The sequence below is a fragment of the Moraxella canis genome (genome assembly GCF_034424565.1).
Lineage (GTDB): Bacteria > Pseudomonadota > Gammaproteobacteria > Pseudomonadales > Moraxellaceae > Moraxella > Moraxella canis.
Genome location: NZ_CP139961.1, coordinates 990,172 through 1,008,617 on the forward strand (window position 1 = coordinate 990,172; position 18,446 = coordinate 1,008,617).

The window sequence follows — 18,446 nt, forward strand, 5'->3', positions numbered from 1 at the left end:
TTCTAACGGCAAACAGCTGATTCAAAGCGCCTTTTAGCTTTCTTCAGACCCCTCGGTCTGTTGTTCTAGGCGCGTGACCAAGAGCTGATCGATTTTATAATGATCGATATCCACCACTTCAAATTTAAAGCCTTCATGCTCCACCCAATCTGCAGGGCGTGGAATCTTACGCAGGCGATACATAATAAAACCTGCCAAAGTCTCATAATGATCCCAATCAGGAAACTCATCAATATCAAGCGCATGCTTGACATCATCGATGGGCGTGATGCCATCGATCAGCCAAGAGTTTTCATCACGGCGAATGATTTGTAAGTCTTCAGGCTCTGCCGCTGCCCAGTCGCCCATCACTGTCATCATGATATCTGACAGCGTGATGACGCCGACCACCAACGCATATTCATTAATCACTACCGCCATTTTTTCGTTACTTGCACGAAACTTATCCAAAAGCTCAGACAAAGTCAGCGTATCTGGAATGATGAGCACATTGCGGATGGTGGATTCATTAAGCTGAAAAATCGGCTGCTCACTTAATATGCGCACCAAGATATCTTTGGTATCGACATAGCCAATGACTTGATCGATGTGCTCATTACACACCAAAAATTTAGAATACGGATAATCGGCGATTTTTTGGCGGATGCTTTCTTCGCTTTCGCTGAGAGTGAAATACACCACATCTTCACGCGCCGTCATCGACGATGGCACTGTACGCTCTTCAAGCTCAAACACATTTTCAATAAAATGCTGCTCTTGCTCCATCAAAACGCCCGCTTCGGCACCGGCATCGACGATGGCAGAGATGTCATCAAAAGTGATGCTGTCATCGCGCGCGGTATTGACCTTAAACAGACGAAAAGTCAGATCAGCGATGGTATTGATGATCCACGCAAGCGGCTTGACCGCACGGATCGTCCAAATCATCGGATTGATGACCACCAAAGCCACGCGTTCAGGATTGATCATCGCGATGCGCTTAGGGATCAAATCGGCATATAAAATAAACAACAGCGTGATCAAGATGAATGAAGAAAAAAAGGCAATGCTGTCAAGCCAAGGTCCTTGATACACCAAGCCAAGCCACTCGGCAAAATAAGGGCGTAGCGCGCTTTCGCCCACCGAACCGCCCAAGATGGCAACGGCATTAAGTCCGATTTGAGAAGTGGCAAAAAAGTCAGCCGAGTTTTCTTGCAAGGCTAGTACTTTATCAGCGCGATCATCGCCTGACTCTGCCAATAATTTGAGTTTGATTTTTCTTGAGCCTGCCAAGGCGATTTCAGAAATCGAGAAAAAACTCGATGTCAAAATCAGCGCCAAAATGATCAAGAAGTTTTGAAATAAGCTCACGATAGCACCTATTTGGTGAATTTTAAAAGTCAGATAACAGCCGCCCAAAACCAAGGCTTAATGGGCTTTGTGGTTAGTTTATAAAATTAGTATGACAGCTTGCCTGAAATTTAGGCTAAGTCACTGCAGCCACAACGCTGTATCAACTCAAAGCGGCTTATTTTGGCTGACAGTCAATCACTTGACCTTTGACGCCAGAAGCTTCATCTGTCATCAAATACACATACGCAGGCATAATGTCTTCGGGCGTTTTGAGCGTATAAGGGTCTTCGCCAGGAAAAGCGTGCGCACGCATATTGGTGCGTGTCGCACCAGGATTAATACAATTAAACCGAAGCGCTGTCATGTTTTGGGTTTCTTGGGTAAAAATACTCACCATGCCTTCAACGGCTTGTTTTGAGAGCGCATACGCCCCCCAAAATGCTCTTGGCTTAGCGCCAACGCTACTACTTGTAAATACCACAGAGCCGCTTTGGGCTGCTCGCAGTAGTGGAATCAGGCTCTGGGTGAGCATAAACACTGCAGTTGTATTGACCTTCATCACTTGCTCAAAGGTGATCGGATCGTACATCTCAAGCGGCGTCAATGCCCCCAAGATGGCGGCGTTATGTAACACACCATCAATATGACCAAATTCTTTTTCGATCAGCCCTGCTAGCTCCTGCATCTGTGCAAAGCTTGCTTTTTCAAGATCCATGGGCAAAATCGCAGGCGTCGGTAGTCCTAGCTCTTCGATCTCATCATACACCGCCTCAAGCTTTGACTGCGTTCTACCAAGCAAAAGCACCGTCGCGCCACATTTGGCATAAGTCAGTGCCGCCACCTTACCAATCCCATCTCCGGCACCAGTGACTAAGATGATTTTATCTTTTAGGCTGTCTTTAGAATAGTCAAACTTACGTATCTCGTCATGTGAAAGCGTGGTTGTCATGAATCATCCAATCTGTGATTTGGTTAATAATTTAATGTCTATATTTAAGATGATAGCTTTGTTAGCACCCAATCTATCAACTCTTTGGGCGTCTCGGCGATGGCATCGGCGCCCCAAGTATCCATACTTGCCAAGTTCTCCGCCGACAAATAGCCAAACTTTGCGATGACTGTTTGCATATTGGCGGCGCGCCCTGCCACGATATCCCGATGGTGGTCGCCGACATAGATACACGCGGATGGCTCAACACCAAGCTTTTCACACGCCAAATACAAAGGCTCAGGGTCGGGCTTGGTGTTGGCGACATCATCTGGACAAACCAACACTTGGCAGCGCTCAGATAAATTTAACTTGTCCAACAAAGTTTCTGCCAAATAGCGCGGCTTATTGGTGACAATGCCCCACGGCAGCCCTTGACGCTCAAGCTCAGACAAAAGCACATCAAGCCCTTCAAACACTCGGCTATCGACACAAATATCCGCCTCATAACGATCCAAAAATGCCTGGCGATGGCTTAATAGCTGTGGATCGTCATCGCTGACCTGGTCAAATTGCTCAGCAAAAATCAGCTTGACCATGGCGCGGGCACCTGCTGACACCTGCTCGCGTATCGCCGCTTCACTGGGGGCAGATTGCCCATCATCAGCGCACATCTGCTGAATGATACGAACAAAATCAGGCGCGGTATCAATCAATGTACCGTCCAAATCAAAGAGCACCGCTTGGATGGGCTGTGTCATAACGCGTCCTTAGGCACTTTTTGGTGCGTCTGTTTGCGCACTTGGTTTGGTGAATGCCATCATATAATTGACATCGACATTTTTATTGGACAGCCAATAATGCTGCGTCATCGGATTATAATGTAGACCCGTCAAATCAAATCGCTGAAAACCGGCTCTGACCGCCATCTGATCTAATTCAGCTGGCGTGATGAACTTATGCCAATCATGCGTGCCTTTATCCACCAAATTTAGCACATATTCAGCACCAACGATCGCAAATAAATATGACTTAGGATTGCGGTTAATGGTGCTCATCACGCACACACCGCCCGGCTTTAATAAATCAAAGCACGCTTGTACAATCGCACTAGGATCAGGCACATGCTCAAGCATCTCCATGCAGGTGACCACATCATACTCACCGCCTTCACTCGCCAGCGCTTCAGCTGGAATACAGCGAAAATGCAGCGTCTGTGCCATGCCCGTTTTATCAGCATGGATGCTGGCTGCTTTTAGATTTTCATCACCCAAATCAATGCCCAAGACCTTGGCGCCGCGTACCGCCATCGAATGCGCCAAAATCCCCCCGCCGCAGCCGATATCTACGACCGACTTATCCACCAAAGATGAGCCAAAATGCTCGCTGACGCGGTCTTCGATCCAATTAAGACGCAGCGGATTAATGTCATGCAGCGCTTTGAACGCCCCCATACGATCCCACCACTCATCTGCCAGCTTGGTGAATTTACCGATTTCATCAAAATCAGCGTTACTAGCAGGATGCGGCGTGCTATCGATGGCGGCGTGATCATTACTTTGCATGGTATTGTCCTAATTATTGCTAAATATTTTTATTTTATCATCTTTAACTGTCTTTGACTACTTTTTGGAATGATTCATCAATGCAAGCCAAAAACCTTTAATATAAACCCCTTAGACATCTTGAAATGAGTGCAAACTCCAAGAAAAACTTGAGAGAATTTGGATAAAATTTTACTCAATTTCGCCTGATGCATACAAAAATTTACACAATCTGCAACGAAGCCTTAAGAAAACAGTTGCCACATTGGGCTAAAAATGCGATAAACTATAGCTCATCTGATTTTTGACCCCAATATCTACTAAGTGGTCTTTGCTTTTTTATTGTAAGTGTATTGCAACAAGGAAATTTTATGAAATTTGCACTAAAAACAACATTACTGACGGCTGCAGTGGGTCTGGCGACATTTGCTCATGCAAATTTTGTGGAAGGTCAAGATTATAAAGTCTTGCCAAATCCTGAAAATATCGCAGGCGATGTCATTGTGGTGCGTGAATTTTTTTGGTATGGTTGCCCGCATTGCTATAATCTTGAGCCGCACATGCAAAAATGGGCAAAAACTCGTGCCAGTGATGTGGCATTTTTCCAAACACCTGCGGCAATGAATCCAATGTGGGAAGTGGGCGCGCGTGGTTTTTATGCCGCTCAGCAGCTGGGCGCCCAAGAGCAAACCCATTTGGCACTGTTTGATGCTGTTCATAAAGACGGCAAGCGCAACATCATCAGCTCACAACAAGAGCTTGGTAACTGGTATGCGTCTCAAGGCGTGGATAAAGCAAAGTTTGACAGCTTGTATAACTCATTTGCAGTGACCACCAAAATTGAGCGTGCCAAGGCAGGAGCGACGCGCTATGGTCTGTCTGGCGTGCCTGCGGTGGTTGTGCATGGTAAATATGTGGTATCAGGCGAAAGCGCCAAAGTGCCGCAAGTGGTGGATTTTTTAGTGAATAAAGTTCGCGAAGAAAAAAAGTAAGCAGCGTGCAATACCCTTAACGCTCTTAAAATCGGCATCACGAAGATGCCGATTTTTTATGGCGAAGGCAAAGGATTTGGATTGATGGCTTGCCACGCCATCGTATTTCTTTATTAAGCTCACCCCAAAATATACAAAAGTATAGTCAAAAGCCATCTTTTTCTGATATTATAAATTAATATGGAGCTAAAACTGAGTTTAGATTCAAAAAAACTTGCATCTAACTTTCTTGATAAACAGTTCATATTTTATCTAACAAGGAGTGATTATGAAATTGACATCAAAAGCCGCCATCGCCACCTTAGCTGCATTGACACTTGCCGCCTGTGGGAATAATAACCAAACTGCCAATGCGCCTGCTGCAAATAGCGATACCGCTCAAACATCTACAGCTGCCAATGCGCTTGAAACCAAATTTGCCACAATCGGTACAGGCGGCGCCTCAGGTCCTTATAACATCATTGGCACCTCATTGTCCGAAATCTATGCACAGCAATTTGGCGTCAACTCAAAAACTCAAACAACAGGCGCATCCGTTGAGAACTTAAATCTTTTAAATCAAAAGAAACTTGAAATGGCCTTTGTGATGAATGATGCTCTTAGCGACGCTGTCAATGGCGTGGGCAGCTTTCAGCAAAAAGTAGACAATGTCCAAACTATGGCGACACTATATCCCAACTACGTTCAGATCGCCACCTCTAGCAAAAAAGGCATCAGTACCATTGATGATCTGCGTGGTAAGCGCGTTGCTGTTGGCGCCCAAGGGTCAGGTGTTGAGTCATCTGCGCGCGCCCTACTTGAGTCACTGGGCATCACTTATAATGATTTTACACCTGACTTTTTGGGCTATGCTGAAGCGGCGGATGGTCTAAAAACGGGTAAACTGGATGCCGCGTTCTTTACCAGTGGTTTACCAAACTCGTCACTCATGGAGCTACAACAAGGATTTGACTTACAGTTGGTTGCCATTCCTGCTGATAAAGTCGCTCAAGCTGCTGCCAAAAATAACATTTTCGTTGAGCAAACCATTCCTGCGGGTACTTATGGCAATGATGCCGATGTCTCGACTGCTGCAGTGATGAATACTTTGGTGGTGCGCAGTGATTTGAGTGAGAATGACGTGTATAACTTGACCAAGTCATTTTTTGACAATTTATCCACATTGCAAACTGCTCACCAAGCTGCCAATGGTATTACCATTGAAAACGCTCAGCAAGGTCTGATCGTTGATCTGCACCCAGGTGCCAAAAAATACTATGATGAAGTTGCAGGCAAATAATCCGTTCTTAGGTCGCAAAATGGTCGGTTATGTTATCGACCATTTTGCGTATGTGTCTTAGCAGGAAGTTGCATTGCTTAAGCTAAACTCAGTTAGCACGCCTTGGATATGGCTGATTTTGTTGGTGTTGGCAACATTACTGATCATCTACCTTAATAAAAGCGAGCAAGCCATCAGAATTCAAGGCGGTGATATTGATTGCCAGTGGTCTGAGCCTGATTTTACGCTCAAATGGCGACACTCTGTCGAAAAACAATATTGGCAAGAGTATTATCACATGGATGGCACACAGCTTCGTCTGACCAAGACTTTTATACAAACTTTTGGGGCTGGCACGCCATCAGTCGGTGCTGTCATTCCAGCGCCTGAAGGCTACATTGGGCTTTCAAGCGATGTGCTGTTGCTCAAAATCCATTGGGTTGTTTCGCGGAATATGCAAGGGACAATTCTGGGTCAACACGGCTCATTACCCATCTATGAACGCGTTGCGGACTATACCGAGATTCAAATATCCAGTGAAGAACATCCCAAATGGTTTTGGTTGATTAAGGAGAGCTGTCATGACCGACACGCACACACAAAACATTCCAGCTGATGCCAATGCGCAAGCTGTACTCGAAAAATTTGACCGAGAATCTATCACCAGACACCCCACCAACAAAACAGTAAAATGGCTGATTGCAGCCATTGCCATTGCTTACTCTTTATTCCATGTTTATATCACTTTTAATCCCATGGCAGAGCTGCTGCAGCGATCGATTCACGTTGCTGTTGGTGCTGCACTGATATTTTTGATTTATCCTGCCAGCAAAAGCAGCAGCCGTCGTTCTGTCGCCTGGTATGACTGGATTTGGGTTTTGTTGTCATTTGTGACGGCAGGCTATTTAATATTTGAATTTAGCGCCATCACCAGTACACGCGGCGGCATCGCCAATCAAACAGATGTGATTTTTTCTATCATTACCGTTATTGTGGTTTTGGAGAGTGCTCGGCGTATCACAGGATGGATTTTACCGATTTTTGCGTTGATTTTTTTGGTCTATCCTTTTGTTAGCCACATGGATTTTATACCTGACAGGCTGCTGACACGTCCTTATGATTTGGGCGATATTTTTGGGCAATTATACCTAAAAACAGAAGGTCTTTATTCGTCAGCGATCGGCGCTTCTGTGACATTTATCTTTTTATTCATCCTATTTGGCGCTTTCTTGGGACGCTCAGGCATGGGTCAGCTTTTTAATGATTTGGCATTAGCGTTAGCAGGTCACAAACAAGGCGGTCCTGCCAAAGTGGCTGTCATCTCAAGCGGCTTTATGGGATCAATCAATGGCTCAGCGGTTGCCAATGTCGTGGGCACAGGCGCCTTTACAATTCCCTTGATGAAGCGCATCGGCTATCAAAAAGAATTTGCAGGCGCAGTGGAAGCCAGTGCTTCGGTTGGTGGTCAAATTTTACCGCCAATCATGGGTGCTTCGGCATTTATTATGGCAGAGACGACAGGTGTTAAATACAGTACCATTGCGTTGGCTGCGGTATTACCTGCTTTGCTGTATTATCTTGGGGTAATCATGCAAGTTCATTTTCGTGCAGGTCGCCGCGATCTAAAAGGCATACCAAAAGCCGATTTGCCACGCGTCAAAGAAGTGCTCAAGCAGCGTGGTCATATGCTCTTGCCGATTGTCGCTTTGATTGCATTATTAGCAAATAACATCCCTGTGGGCTATGCTGCTGCCTATACCATCGCGTTTACGATAGTCATCAGCTGGCTAAGACCAGCGACACGCATGGGTTTTAAAGACATCTTAGAAGCGCTTGAAGATGGTGCCAAGCAGTCCTTGTCAGTGATGGCGGCGTGTGCGGCGATTGGTGTGGTCATTGGTGTGGTTAATTTAACCAGTTTTGGCTCTGTGGTTACTTCATCCATCGTTACTTTGGGTGCAGGTTCACTATTTTTAACCTTACTACTGACCATGATCGCATCGATGATTTTAGGCATGGGTTTGCCTTCCATTCCTGCCTATATCATTACCGCAACGATGGCAGCGCCTGCTTTGGCAAGCTTTGATGTGCCAATTTTGGTGGCGCATATGTTTGTCTTTTATTTTGGGATATTTGCCAATATCACACCGCCGGTGGCATTAGCAGCCTTTGCTGGCGCGGGCATTTCAGGTGGCGATCCGATGAAGACAGGCTGGCAGTCGCTAAAACTTGCCTTGGCGGGTTTTATTGTGCCATTTATGTTTGTTTATAACCCAAATATGCTCATGATTGATGTTGCTGACGCCATGGTGACCACCAAAGAGTTTTTGCGCCCTGCTTGGCATACCATCGCGATGGTCTCTGCCACCTCGATCATTGGCGTGATCGCGCTGTCAGCTGCTGTGGAAGGCTACTTTAGGATACAAATGAACGCATGGCAGCGCCTTGTGATGGCGATAGGTGCGTTTTGCTTAATCGTGCCTGAAATGCTCACCGATGTGGTTGGGCTAGTATTGGTTTTAGCGATGTTTGCTTTGAATTTAAAACTGTCTAAAAACGCGCAAGCTGCTTAAAACTCTTAAAATCGGCATCAAGAAGATGCCGATTTTTTATGGATAAAATTCAGCAGCGCCTCAGGGATATTCACCACCTTTTGTGCAGAATAATCAAAGCAGACCATGCCATTCTTTATTATCGCAATCACAGCGCCATTTTGATGGAGAATTTTGGTATAAATTTCAAAACCTGAACGACCAATCTCACCGATGCTAATCTGACACATCAGCTCATCGCCATAAAACGCTTGCGAAACATACTGCACCATGGCATCTGCCATAATCAGCCCAGCCCCGCCTGCATCCATCTCCGAAAAACCGCCCGAAGCCAACCAGCGCAGTCTGACTTCGTGCACCAGTCTAAGTACGGCATCGTTTGCCAAATGATTGCCATAATTCAAATCGCCCACTTGTACTTTCAGCGGTGTATTAAATAACACTGGTTCAGGCGAGGTTAGGCGTACTCGTGCCATAGATGCTCCTTGGTGACTTTTGATCATCTTAGCTGATCGGATCATAAATTACCAGAATTATTCATGAAGCCTTGTAAGCATTCTCCTACACAGATTGCCGCTTTTTGCCACTGGTCAGCTGATGCCAAATTTGAGATACTATCCACACAGCGAAGGAATGGGCAAATGGATGAGCCACATGGATGACCTGCTGTATTTAGGAAGATTGCATGGAAATAAGGCGTAAGCCTTTTGCTAATGGATGAGCAATAAAGCCACATGAACCCAAATTTCATGTGGCTTTATTACTTTTAGACTTATCATAACTTTCGGCTCATACCAATCAACCTCATTTGATGATCTGATGCCGATTGGCTTAGATAGACTGATCCTAAATCAAGTTCTAGGCTGCTTGAATTCAGGGTGTTTTTTATACCATTGATTATTATCAAAGCTAAATATGACAATCATAATCACAGGCGCCAACACGCTCAGCCAAATGCCATAAGTCAAAGATAAACTTGCATTCACCGCGATATAACTGATGATAATAATCACCAATGCCGCACAAAAAGCCAGTAAATTTGACCCAGAATGCTTACACATAAAAGCCCGCAGCAAAGACAAAGCCAATAAAAATACTGCCAGCTGCGGCAAGATCGTTGCCATGACATACGACTCGGTGACTTGAGCGGGCGCTATCATATGAGTATCTTTGACCAATTTCAAGGCGCCGCTTAGCCCCGCGATGGCAGCAAAGACAAAAAAGTGCCCATAACCAAACACCGGCAAATCCTCGCGATGGCGATGGGTACTCAGTATGTGCGCAAAAGGAATTTTAAAATACAGCCACCACATCGCAAATAACAACGCAGTCAAGCCTGACGCTGAGATCAAAATTGAGGCGGCATTATAAGATGAATGCACCACATAAAAACGGATGATCTCGCTGACACCAATCACCCCTTCGCCAAGCACAATAATCGTCATCAACCCATAACGCTCGGCAATATGACCCGGATGCCAATTATACAGCTGCTCTGAACGCGCCCAAATGGGCATGAATAATTCTAAAAAAATAAAAACAAACAATGACGGCGTTTGCAAATAATCTGGCAAAAACAGCCAGATAATCCACATGCTTTGCAAAGTAAATAACCCAATAATACTGCGCCGCGCCACTTGCCTGTGATCAGGCAGATCACGATACACGCGCCACCACTGAGAACACGCCGCCAAGCGCATGATGGCATAACCTGTCACACCAATCCACATAAGCCCCTGATCAAAAAACTGATGAATATTCACCGCGATCAATAATGACCCAAACATCTGAAGCATGACAGAAATGCGATAAGGCACATCATCTGGATCATACCCCGAACCAAACCACGTAAAACTGGTCCAAGCATTCCATAAGATAAAAAATGCCAAGGTAAACGTCAAAAACCCAGAAAACTCCATCACACGCAGCCGCTCATAAAAACCACTGGCAGCAGCTGAGACCGCAATGACATACACCAAGTCAAACAAGAGCTCTAGAGTGGTTGAGACGCGATGCGGCTCTTGGGTATCTCGTGCACGAATGGGTGGAATATAAAATGACATAAAGGCAAACTCCAGTGACAATCACCGTTATTGGCGCCATTTGACATACCCCCACCACCAAACCTAGCGGCTATAGCGGGGGAATCTTTGCGACCCATAACAACCTAAGTTGCTATCTTTCGCCATACCACTATCGCTGAATAGTATCGGCATGGAGGAACTCTTTACACAGTAGCAAGTCCTGCTACATCAGCTAACGCTTGCTTGCGTATATTGTTTGCAGCATTGGTATCACGGTCATGGTGTGTTTGACAGCTAGGACACGTCCAATTTCTAACAGATAGCGGTAGACTATCCAATTTGTGATGACAATGCGAGCAAATTTTACTACTGGCAAAGAACCGATTTACTTTTAGAATGTTTTTGCCATACCAATTTGCCTTGTAAGTGAGTAGGGTAACAAATTGCCCCCAACTCACGTCTGCAATCGCTTTGGCAAGTTTTCGGTTTTTCACCATGTTTTTCACCGCTAAATCTTCAAGTGCATAGCTTGTTGCTTGGTTTTCACAGATAAGGCTATGCGTGATTTTGTGGTGTATGTCTAGGCGTCCGTGACGTACTTTTTCATGAATACGAGCAACGGCTAATTTTTGTTTTTGATAGTTTTTACTTTGTTTTTGTTTGCGAGCAAAGATTCTTTGTTGTATCGCAAGTCTTTGACTGGCTTTGGCTAAATGCTTTGGATGATCAAATTTGCTACCGTCTGATAGATTGAGTAAGTGACTGATACCTAAATCAATACCCACAGTAAGGTCAGGTTCTATTGTTGTTGGTGTTGGCAATATATCAGCAGTTTCAACCAATATGCTTGCATAGTATTTGCCTGTAGCGGTTTTGCTAATCGTAACCGTTTTGATATTGCCAACAAATTCACGGCTAAATACGGTTTTAATGCCTTTGATTTTGGGTAGATTGATAATCCCTTGTTCAAAGTTTACGGTACAGTGTTGAGGGCATTGGTAGCTACGCCCTAGTATTTTTTTAGATTTGAACCGTGGAAACTTGGCACGACCTTTGAAAAAATTGGTAAAGGCGGTATAGACATTGAGCAAGGCATTAAGTAGGGATTGGCTATTAACTTCGTTTAGCCATGCAAACTTGCCTGTTTTCTTTTTCTTGACTAACTGACTTTGGATTTGGGTACGAGATAACGACTTGCCAAACATGGCATAGTAGCGTTTTTGCAATGCCAACGCCCAATTATATACAAAACGCACACAACCAAAGTGTTGTTCAAACGCTAAGGCCTGTTTACTGTTTGGGTAAATTCTGTATTTGTAGGCTTTGAGCATGGCTTGTTAGCGGATTGAAATATGGGTATAATTTATCATTATTTTTATTTGGTGTCAATGATGAGCAACAGGCTAAAATCACACTATCACTGCGTTTATAAACTTACCTATCATTTAGTGTTAGTTACAAAATACCGCAAAAAATGTTTTACGGCAGTCATGCTTGATAGGCTAAAAGAAATCGTAACCGACCTTTGTCAAAAATGGGAAGTTGAGCTAATAGAATTCAACGGAGAAGTCGACCATGTGCATTTACTGCTTGATATGCACCCCAATATCATGCCAAGTAAATTTATCAATAATCTAAAAACAGTGACTAGCCGACTCATGAGAAAGGAATTTGCAAAGCATTTGGCTTACTTTTACTGGAAACCTGTACTTTGGACTAGGGCGTATTGTTTGCTAACGACTGGTGGTGCTACTATTGATACCATTAGACAGTATATCGAAAAACAAGAACGCCCTGATTAGGGCATTAGTGGAGATGTCAGCACGATAAGTTAAACGCCATTCGAACAATCTATATTTAAGATATTCGGCGTATTCACAGCCAAATTAAATAAAGAACATGGCTAACTTTTTAATTAATCTTAATTTATGATCAAAGTGATACTGAATATATCACGTTGATAAAATCGCCACTTCTTTGACATAACTTTCAAAATCTGCCAAGCTTTCAGCCAAAAGCTCATCGTCTTGTAAGTGCTTGGCATATTCAATCCAAAGCAGCAGCTGATAGATGCTGTTAAATTCACTGGCGTTAAATTGCTTCACAAACTGCTTAATAGTACTTTCATCAGACAGCTTTAGGCGGGCGTACCACGTTTCAATTTTGGCAATTTGTTCGGGCGTAAATTGACATTCAAACAAAGCCTGCGTCAGCGCATGGCGATCTTCTTCGACGATCAATTTGCCCACGCGCTTGATTTGACGATTTTTGGCGCCGCCTGAGCTGATACTCGCCAACTGAGACAGCTCATCCAAAAAATACTCGCTGACTGGCAAAGATTTTTGTTGCTTTTTGGATAAATTGGCAAGTGGCACCGCCAAAGCCTGCAAGCGCTCGTGGGATTTTTTGATTTCGGTACGAGAAACTCGCATGTCCATTTTTGACCAATCAATCATGATATTCTCTTAATTATTAAACGCTATCATCAGTCCAAAATCGTCTTTCACGATGCTTGGCAGTGACTTTGAGCGATTTTGGTAAACTGTTTTTGAGCTTTGATTCTACCGCTCTGACGATATAAACTGAGCGATGCTTACCGCCTGTACAGCCGATGGCGATGGTGACGCTGTGGCGGTTATTGTGGATGAAATGAGGTAGCCATTTTTGTAAAAAATTGGCAATGTCCGTTGCCATCTCGTCCACTTCTGGATGCTTAGCAAAAAACGCCCGAACTTCCTTATCTTCGCCCGACTGCTCACGAAGATTGGGGTGCCAATGCGGATTGGGCAAAATACGCACATCAAACACATAATCAGAATCTTTGGGGGTGCCGTATTTAAAGCCAAATGACAATAAAGTGATGGTCAGCTCCACCTCTAAGCCCAAATAATCACGCACTCGCTCTTTGAGCTCATGCGTATTGAGCAAACTGGTGTCTAGCTTGACATCAGCAAGCCTTGCGATGGGTTCAAGCAGCGCAATTTCGCTATGAATGGCTTTGGGCAAATTACCCACCACGCCCATCGTGATCAACGGATGGACGCGGCGCGTCGCCCCAAAGCGCGCCACGAGCACCTCCTCTGAGGCGATGGCATACAGCACTTTGACGACCTGCTCGCCGTATGTCTGTACCAAGCGTTCATACACATCAGGAAAGTCAGATAAATCCGCTCCTGGTACACGTGCATCGACGCCAAGCGCAATCTTAGCGACGCTGTTTTCTGCGGTCAGACAATCTACCGCATCGGCAAGCAGTGATAACGGCAGATTATCAATGACATAGTACCCAAAATCTTCAAGCACATTTAGGATCGAAGTCTTACCCGACCCTGAACGCCCTGAGACGATGATAATACAGCTGGGTGTCTGTGGTTGCATGAGATCACCTATCCGCCAAACTGAGTGTTCAGACCGAAACTGGGTTGTCTAAAACGACTTCCAAATTATCCAAAAGCCGCGCTTTACCAAGCCACGCCGCCGCCAATAAAACCAACGCCTGATCACCGCAGCTGACTTTTTGTAGTTTTTGATTATAGATTTCTAAATAGTCCACCACAAAACCAGCTTGGGTAAGCTTCGATTTGGCAACATCAATCAGCGCATCATAATCCATCAAATCAGCGGTCTGAAGCGTCTTAGCAACAGCTTGTAGCGTCTGCTGTAGCACAGGCGCCGTGGCACGCTCGCTATCGGTTAGGTACTGATTGCGTGATGACAACGCCAAACCATCTTGCGCTCGCACAATTGGTGCACCGATAATTTCTACGCCAAAGTTTAGCTCATCATTCAGCTGTCTGATGATGGCAAGCTGCTGATAGTCTTTTTTACCAAACACAGCAATCTGCGGCTTGACGATATTAAACAGCTTACTCACCACCAAGCCCACACCGTCAAAGTGTGTGGGGCGTGACTGACCGCACAGCATCTTGGTGATCTCGCCTGAGAGCACCTGCACATTGGGTGGATAAGCAGGATACATCTCCTCGACACTCGGCGCAAACACCAAATCGGCAGCGCCTGATAATTTATCCACATCCGCCTCAAGCGTACGTGGGTAACTGTCGAAGTCCTCGCCTACCCCAAATTGGGTCGGATTGACAAAAATACTCACAACCACAATGTCGGCGTGCTGCTTAGCAATATTAACAAGCGATAAGTGCCCATCGTGCAGGTTGCCCATGGTGGGCACCAAGGCAATTTTTTGATCGTTTTTGCGATATTCATCAAGCGCCGTGCGCAATTGTAAGATGTTATGAAAAATTTTCATGGCAAACCTTGGTATGATTGATGCAAATATGTCACTAAAAGGCTTTGGTTATTTAGTTGGTGAATGAAATAGCAGTCTTAATGCCGACAAACTCGTTATAAAAAACTGTGTGCAGGTGTTGGAAATGCTTTTTGCTTGACTTCTTCGTGGTATAATTCAAATGCCCCTTGAATGCTTCGGCTGGCGTTTTTAGGGTCTGTCAAAAAATCTTTGACAAATTTGGCAGGCTTACGCGTATAGACGCCAAGCATGTCATGCATGACCAGCACTTGACCATCAGTATCCACGCCTGCGCCGATACCGATGACAGGCACATCGACGCTTTGGGTGATGGTTTTGGCAAGCTCAGCTGGCACACATTCAAGCAAAAGTACCGCCGCCCCTGCCGCAGTCACAGCATGGCAATCTTCGATCAGCCGATTGGCAGCTTCGTCGGTTTTACCCTGAACTTTATAGCCACCAAACACATTCACCGATTGAGGCGTCAAGCCCAAATGCACACAAGTGGGGACGCCATTATCTGCAAGTGTTGAGACAATCTGAGTCAGATTGCGACCACCTTCAATTTTCACCATATGAGCGCCAGCTTGCATGACCGCGCGGCTGCTGGCGATGGCATCATCCAAAGTGGCATAGCTCATAAATGGCAAATCCGTCATGATCAGCGCATGCGTGTTAGCGCGCGCAACATTCGCGGTGTGATATACCATATCTGCCACCGTCACCGGCAATGTCGAGGCTTGACCTTGAACAACCATACCTAGGCTGTCGCCCACCAAAATACTATCCACCCCTGCCGCCTGCATCGAAGCAGCAAAGCTGGCATCATAGCAAGTCAAGCAGCTGAATTTTTCACCTGTTGCCTTGTATTTATTCAAAGTGGACAAAGTAATGGGTGCTTTTGGCTTGTCGGCTAAATAAGTCATCTGTTTTCACTGTGATTGTGCGTCATTGATGATCACATGACGCTTGTTAATAAATTTATAAGCGGCTTTTGACCGCTTCATAAGACCTGTGGTATGTCGCCAAATCGTCAGCGGCTGATACGAGCGATGAAAAGTTGGTAAGCCCAATCTTTATGGGTGCGCTAAGCAATTTTTCTACCCATAACGGCAAACTTAAATCCGATCGCTTGGCGTTGTCATGCCCACTGATCCAACAATTCAAGCCCTGTCATGTCATGCGCAACAGGGCTTTGGCTGATTGGTGTCCCTTGGATATGAACATCTTCAAGCTCCAATAGCGGCACAAGCACAAAGTTTCGCTCAAACAAGCCTGGATGCGGGACGGTCAGCCGATCGGTATTGATCATTTCATCGCCATACAGCAGCACATCCACATCCAAAGATCGCTCACCCCAGTGCCGCTTGCGGATGCGACCGGCATCGTTTTCCAAAGACTGACAAAAATCAAGTAAAGCAACGGGCGACAGTGTGGTTTTGGCTGACAGCACCGCATTATAAAAATCCGGCTGATCCGTCACACCAAAAGCCGCTGAGCGATACAGCGACGAGATGCGCACTTCATAAAATGCCGATGAAGCTTTGAAAGCTGCTACCGCCCGCTCAATATGCTCAATGGGCGTGCCCAGTGCATTGCTGATATTAGCCCCAAGTCCAATATAGCAGCTGATCATATGCTATCCGCCTTTGGTTTGGCATTGGATTTGCGGCTGCGTGTCCGCTTCGGCTTGGTCTGGCTGCCTGCATGCGTTTTTGAAGCTGATTTATCAGCATGATCGGCGGGCGTATTCTGAGTAACAGCCGCCTTAGTCTGGCGTGTACGGCGCCGTGCAGGCTTTGGTGCTTGAGGGGCTACCTGATCTTCACTCACACCCTGCTCACGCTCTTTGATGGACAAAGTCGATGATGGCTTACGCTTACGGTGGCGCGCCGCTGGGATATAAGGCTCATCATTGGCAAGCAGTTTTTCAAAATCTGCCTCAGTAAAATTCACCGGCTCAAAGACGGGCGTCGGTACGATAGGCTTTGGCAATTTGGGTAGTGCTTTGGGTTTTTTGGTTAAATCTTCTGCCCCTGCCACCACAAACAAGGGCTCAGGACGCGTTTTGACCACCTCATCTTCGCTACGCAAAGAAAGCTCTTTGAGCTGCTCAAGCTCACGAGCTTTGGCATCTTTTTTGGCATGACGATCACGGCGTCGGCGTTTTGGCGTGCCTGCTTGCGTACCAAATTCCTCAACCATAATCGCTTTATCAACGGCGCTGGCATCTTGGTACGCCTGCCACCAAGCACCCATATTTTGGGTCGGCTCAGACAGTGGATGGGCATCATGACCTTCTCTGAGCACCAAAAAGTCAAATGCAGCGCGGAATTTTGGTAACCGCTCCAAATTGGCGATGTCACGCACCCTTGGATTGACAAGCTTAGGCTGAAGCAGCCAAATATCTGCGATGAATTGTTCGGCAAACTTAGGAATTGCGGTTTTGATACGCTGGGCGTCGATGGTTTTTTCGGCCGCCTTAATCTGCGCTTCATGAAACGGCAAGCCACGCTTTTTATATTTTGCCAATTGATACAGATAATTTTCCCAAAGCATCGCCGCATAAAAAAACGCTGGATTGACGCTTTTGTCTGCTGCGATACGCCGATCGGTATTTTGGGCGACCGCCATCATCAAAGGCGTCGGCTCATTGGGTGCATAATTCATCAAACTTGGCATCGCGCCATAGTCAAAAAGTAGCGGCAACAGCGGCGTCAAATACCCGCCACTGAACATTTTTTGGGTTTCGTCATACAAGCGATGCGCCGAAACCTGCTCAAGCAGCGCCCAATTTTCTTGATTGAATTGTTCAGCCAACGAGTCATCAAACTCAAAGTCAAGCTTCGCCTTAAAGCGCAAGGCACGCAAAAGGCGCACAGGGTCTTCTTCGATGCGCACTCGAGCATCACCAAGCAAGCGAAGCGTACGACTTTTGATGTCTTTGAGCGCACCACAAAAATCAAGCACCTCGGCTTTGATCGGCTGATAGTACAGCGCATTAATACTAAAATCTCGGCGTGCAAAATCTTGCTCAATATCACCCCAGACATTATCGCGGGTGATCATGCCATCTTCGGTGGTGTGTGTATCATCCTTAGGCGGCGCACGAAAAGTCGCCACCTCAATCATCTCACGACCTGAATACACATGTGCCAACTGAAAGCGCCGACCAATGATGCGGCAGCGACCCCCAAAGATCGCTTTGATCTCATGCGGTCTGGCATCGGTCACCGCATCAAAATCCTTAGGCGCCAAACCAAGCAAGCTGTCTCTGACACCGCCGCCGACGATATAAGCATCAAATCCTGCTTTTTGTAGTGTGCCGATGACCTCTACAATACTGCGCGGCAAACTGCCTTTTTGTAATCGCAGCGACTTGGCTGAATGTGTGGTACAGGTGCTTTTTTTGGTCTGTTTTGGCTTTTTAGGCGCTTTGCCCATGCCTGCTCCTTGATTACTGGGACATTGCCCAAAACTCATCATAATTAAACCCTTTATTTTAACGCTTATCTAACAAAAAAGCGAATAAAAAACCAAGATTTTCAC

The 18,446-nt window shown here is 45.7% G+C and carries 18 protein-coding genes; 5 read left to right on the plus strand and 13 right to left on the minus strand.

Features of this window, described 5'->3' with window-relative positions:
* Positions 1 to 33: 33 nt before the first annotated feature.
* From U0021_RS04450 to ubiG, 4 genes are all read right to left on the minus strand, one after another.
* Positions 34 to 1,350 (minus strand): hemolysin family protein, encoded by a 1,317-nt coding sequence (locus tag U0021_RS04450; RefSeq protein WP_114800584.1) that lies wholly within the window; start codon positions 1,348 to 1,350, stop codon positions 34 to 36.
* Between the two features lie 157 nt (positions 1,351 to 1,507).
* Positions 1,508 to 2,281 carry a YciK family oxidoreductase gene (locus U0021_RS04455; protein ID WP_078255985.1) on the minus strand — a complete coding sequence of 258 codons (774 nt, stop codon included), beginning with the start codon at positions 2,279 to 2,281 and terminating at the stop codon, positions 1,508 to 1,510.
* A gap of 44 nt (positions 2,282 to 2,325) precedes the next feature.
* A complete protein-coding gene (gene gph / locus U0021_RS04460) occupies positions 2,326 to 3,021 on the minus strand; it encodes a phosphoglycolate phosphatase (RefSeq protein ID WP_114800585.1) in 696 nt (231 codons plus the stop codon).
* Between the two features lie 9 nt (positions 3,022 to 3,030).
* Complete coding sequence (ubiG, locus tag U0021_RS04465) at positions 3,031 to 3,825, minus strand: bifunctional 2-polyprenyl-6-hydroxyphenol methylase/3-demethylubiquinol 3-O-methyltransferase UbiG (RefSeq protein WP_114800586.1); 795 nt, start codon at positions 3,823 to 3,825, stop codon at positions 3,031 to 3,033.
* Between the two features lie 350 nt (positions 3,826 to 4,175).
* Here ubiG and U0021_RS04470 point away from each other — a divergent pair, with 350 nt between their 5' ends.
* The 4 genes from U0021_RS04470 to U0021_RS04485 all read left to right on the plus strand — a co-directional run bounded on the left by U0021_RS04470 (position 4,176) and on the right by U0021_RS04485 (position 8,627).
* Entirely contained in the window at positions 4,176 to 4,796 is a 621-nt protein-coding gene (locus U0021_RS04470; protein ID WP_049235628.1) for a thiol:disulfide interchange protein DsbA/DsbL, read from the plus strand.
* Between the two features lie 268 nt (positions 4,797 to 5,064).
* Complete coding sequence (locus U0021_RS04475) at positions 5,065 to 6,075, plus strand: TAXI family TRAP transporter solute-binding subunit (RefSeq protein ID WP_049235627.1); 1,011 nt, start codon at positions 5,065 to 5,067, stop codon at positions 6,073 to 6,075.
* Positions 6,076 to 6,148: 73 nt separating this feature from the next.
* The gene (locus U0021_RS04480; RefSeq protein WP_114800587.1) at positions 6,149 to 6,670 is read left to right on the plus strand and encodes a DUF1850 domain-containing protein; all 522 of its coding nucleotides are present in this window, start codon (positions 6,149 to 6,151) and stop codon (positions 6,668 to 6,670) included.
* A complete protein-coding gene (locus U0021_RS04485) occupies positions 6,636 to 8,627 on the plus strand; it encodes a TRAP transporter permease (RefSeq protein ID WP_114800588.1) in 1,992 nt (663 codons plus the stop codon). Before U0021_RS04480 ends, U0021_RS04485 begins: the two co-directional genes overlap by 35 nt.
* Before the next feature lie 17 nt (positions 8,628 to 8,644).
* Here U0021_RS04485 and U0021_RS04490 read toward each other — a convergent pair whose 3' ends face one another.
* The 3 genes from U0021_RS04490 to U0021_RS04500 all read right to left on the minus strand — a co-directional run bounded on the left by U0021_RS04490 (position 8,645) and on the right by U0021_RS04500 (position 11,961).
* Positions 8,645 to 9,082 carry an acyl-CoA thioesterase gene (locus U0021_RS04490; protein WP_114800589.1) on the minus strand — a complete coding sequence of 146 codons (438 nt, stop codon included), beginning with the start codon at positions 9,080 to 9,082 and terminating at the stop codon, positions 8,645 to 8,647.
* Positions 9,083 to 9,457: 375 nt separating this feature from the next.
* Complete coding sequence (locus tag U0021_RS04495; protein ID WP_114800590.1) at positions 9,458 to 10,669, minus strand: low temperature requirement protein A; 1,212 nt, start codon at positions 10,667 to 10,669, stop codon at positions 9,458 to 9,460.
* 164 nt (positions 10,670 to 10,833) lie between these two features.
* Positions 10,834 to 11,961, minus strand: a complete 1,128-nt coding sequence (locus tag U0021_RS04500; RefSeq protein WP_114800591.1) for an RNA-guided endonuclease TnpB family protein — start codon at positions 11,959 to 11,961, stop codon at positions 10,834 to 10,836.
* 60 nt (positions 11,962 to 12,021) lie between these two features.
* Between U0021_RS04500 and tnpA the strand changes: the two genes are divergently transcribed.
* Positions 12,022 to 12,432 carry an IS200/IS605 family transposase gene (tnpA, locus tag U0021_RS04505; protein ID WP_114800592.1) on the plus strand — a complete coding sequence of 137 codons (411 nt, stop codon included), beginning with the start codon at positions 12,022 to 12,024 and terminating at the stop codon, positions 12,430 to 12,432.
* Positions 12,433 to 12,582: 150 nt separating this feature from the next.
* On the opposite strand, the gene yjgA is transcribed toward tnpA, so the two are convergent.
* From yjgA to pcnB, 6 genes are all read right to left on the minus strand, one after another.
* Positions 12,583 to 13,086 carry a ribosome biogenesis factor YjgA gene (gene yjgA / locus U0021_RS04510; protein WP_049235623.1) on the minus strand — a complete coding sequence of 168 codons (504 nt, stop codon included), beginning with the start codon at positions 13,084 to 13,086 and terminating at the stop codon, positions 12,583 to 12,585.
* 16 nt (positions 13,087 to 13,102) lie between these two features.
* Positions 13,103 to 14,008, minus strand: coding sequence for an RNase adapter RapZ (gene rapZ, locus U0021_RS04515; protein WP_114800593.1), 906 nt, complete (start codon positions 14,006 to 14,008; stop codon positions 13,103 to 13,105).
* Positions 14,009 to 14,036: 28 nt separating this feature from the next.
* Entirely contained in the window at positions 14,037 to 14,897 is an 861-nt protein-coding gene (gene panC / locus U0021_RS04520) for a pantoate--beta-alanine ligase (protein ID WP_114800594.1), read from the minus strand.
* A 95-nt stretch (positions 14,898 to 14,992) separates the two neighbouring features.
* The gene (gene panB, locus U0021_RS04525; RefSeq protein ID WP_049235620.1) at positions 14,993 to 15,823 is read right to left on the minus strand and encodes a 3-methyl-2-oxobutanoate hydroxymethyltransferase; all 831 of its coding nucleotides are present in this window, start codon (positions 15,821 to 15,823) and stop codon (positions 14,993 to 14,995) included.
* Positions 15,824 to 16,038: 215 nt separating this feature from the next.
* Entirely contained in the window at positions 16,039 to 16,533 is a 495-nt protein-coding gene (gene folK, locus U0021_RS04530; protein WP_114800595.1) for a 2-amino-4-hydroxy-6-hydroxymethyldihydropteridine diphosphokinase, read from the minus strand.
* Entirely contained in the window at positions 16,530 to 18,341 is a 1,812-nt protein-coding gene (pcnB, locus tag U0021_RS04535) for a polynucleotide adenylyltransferase PcnB (RefSeq protein WP_114800596.1), read from the minus strand. Before pcnB ends, folK begins: the two co-directional genes overlap by 4 nt.
* Positions 18,342 to 18,446: the final 105 nt, after the last annotated feature.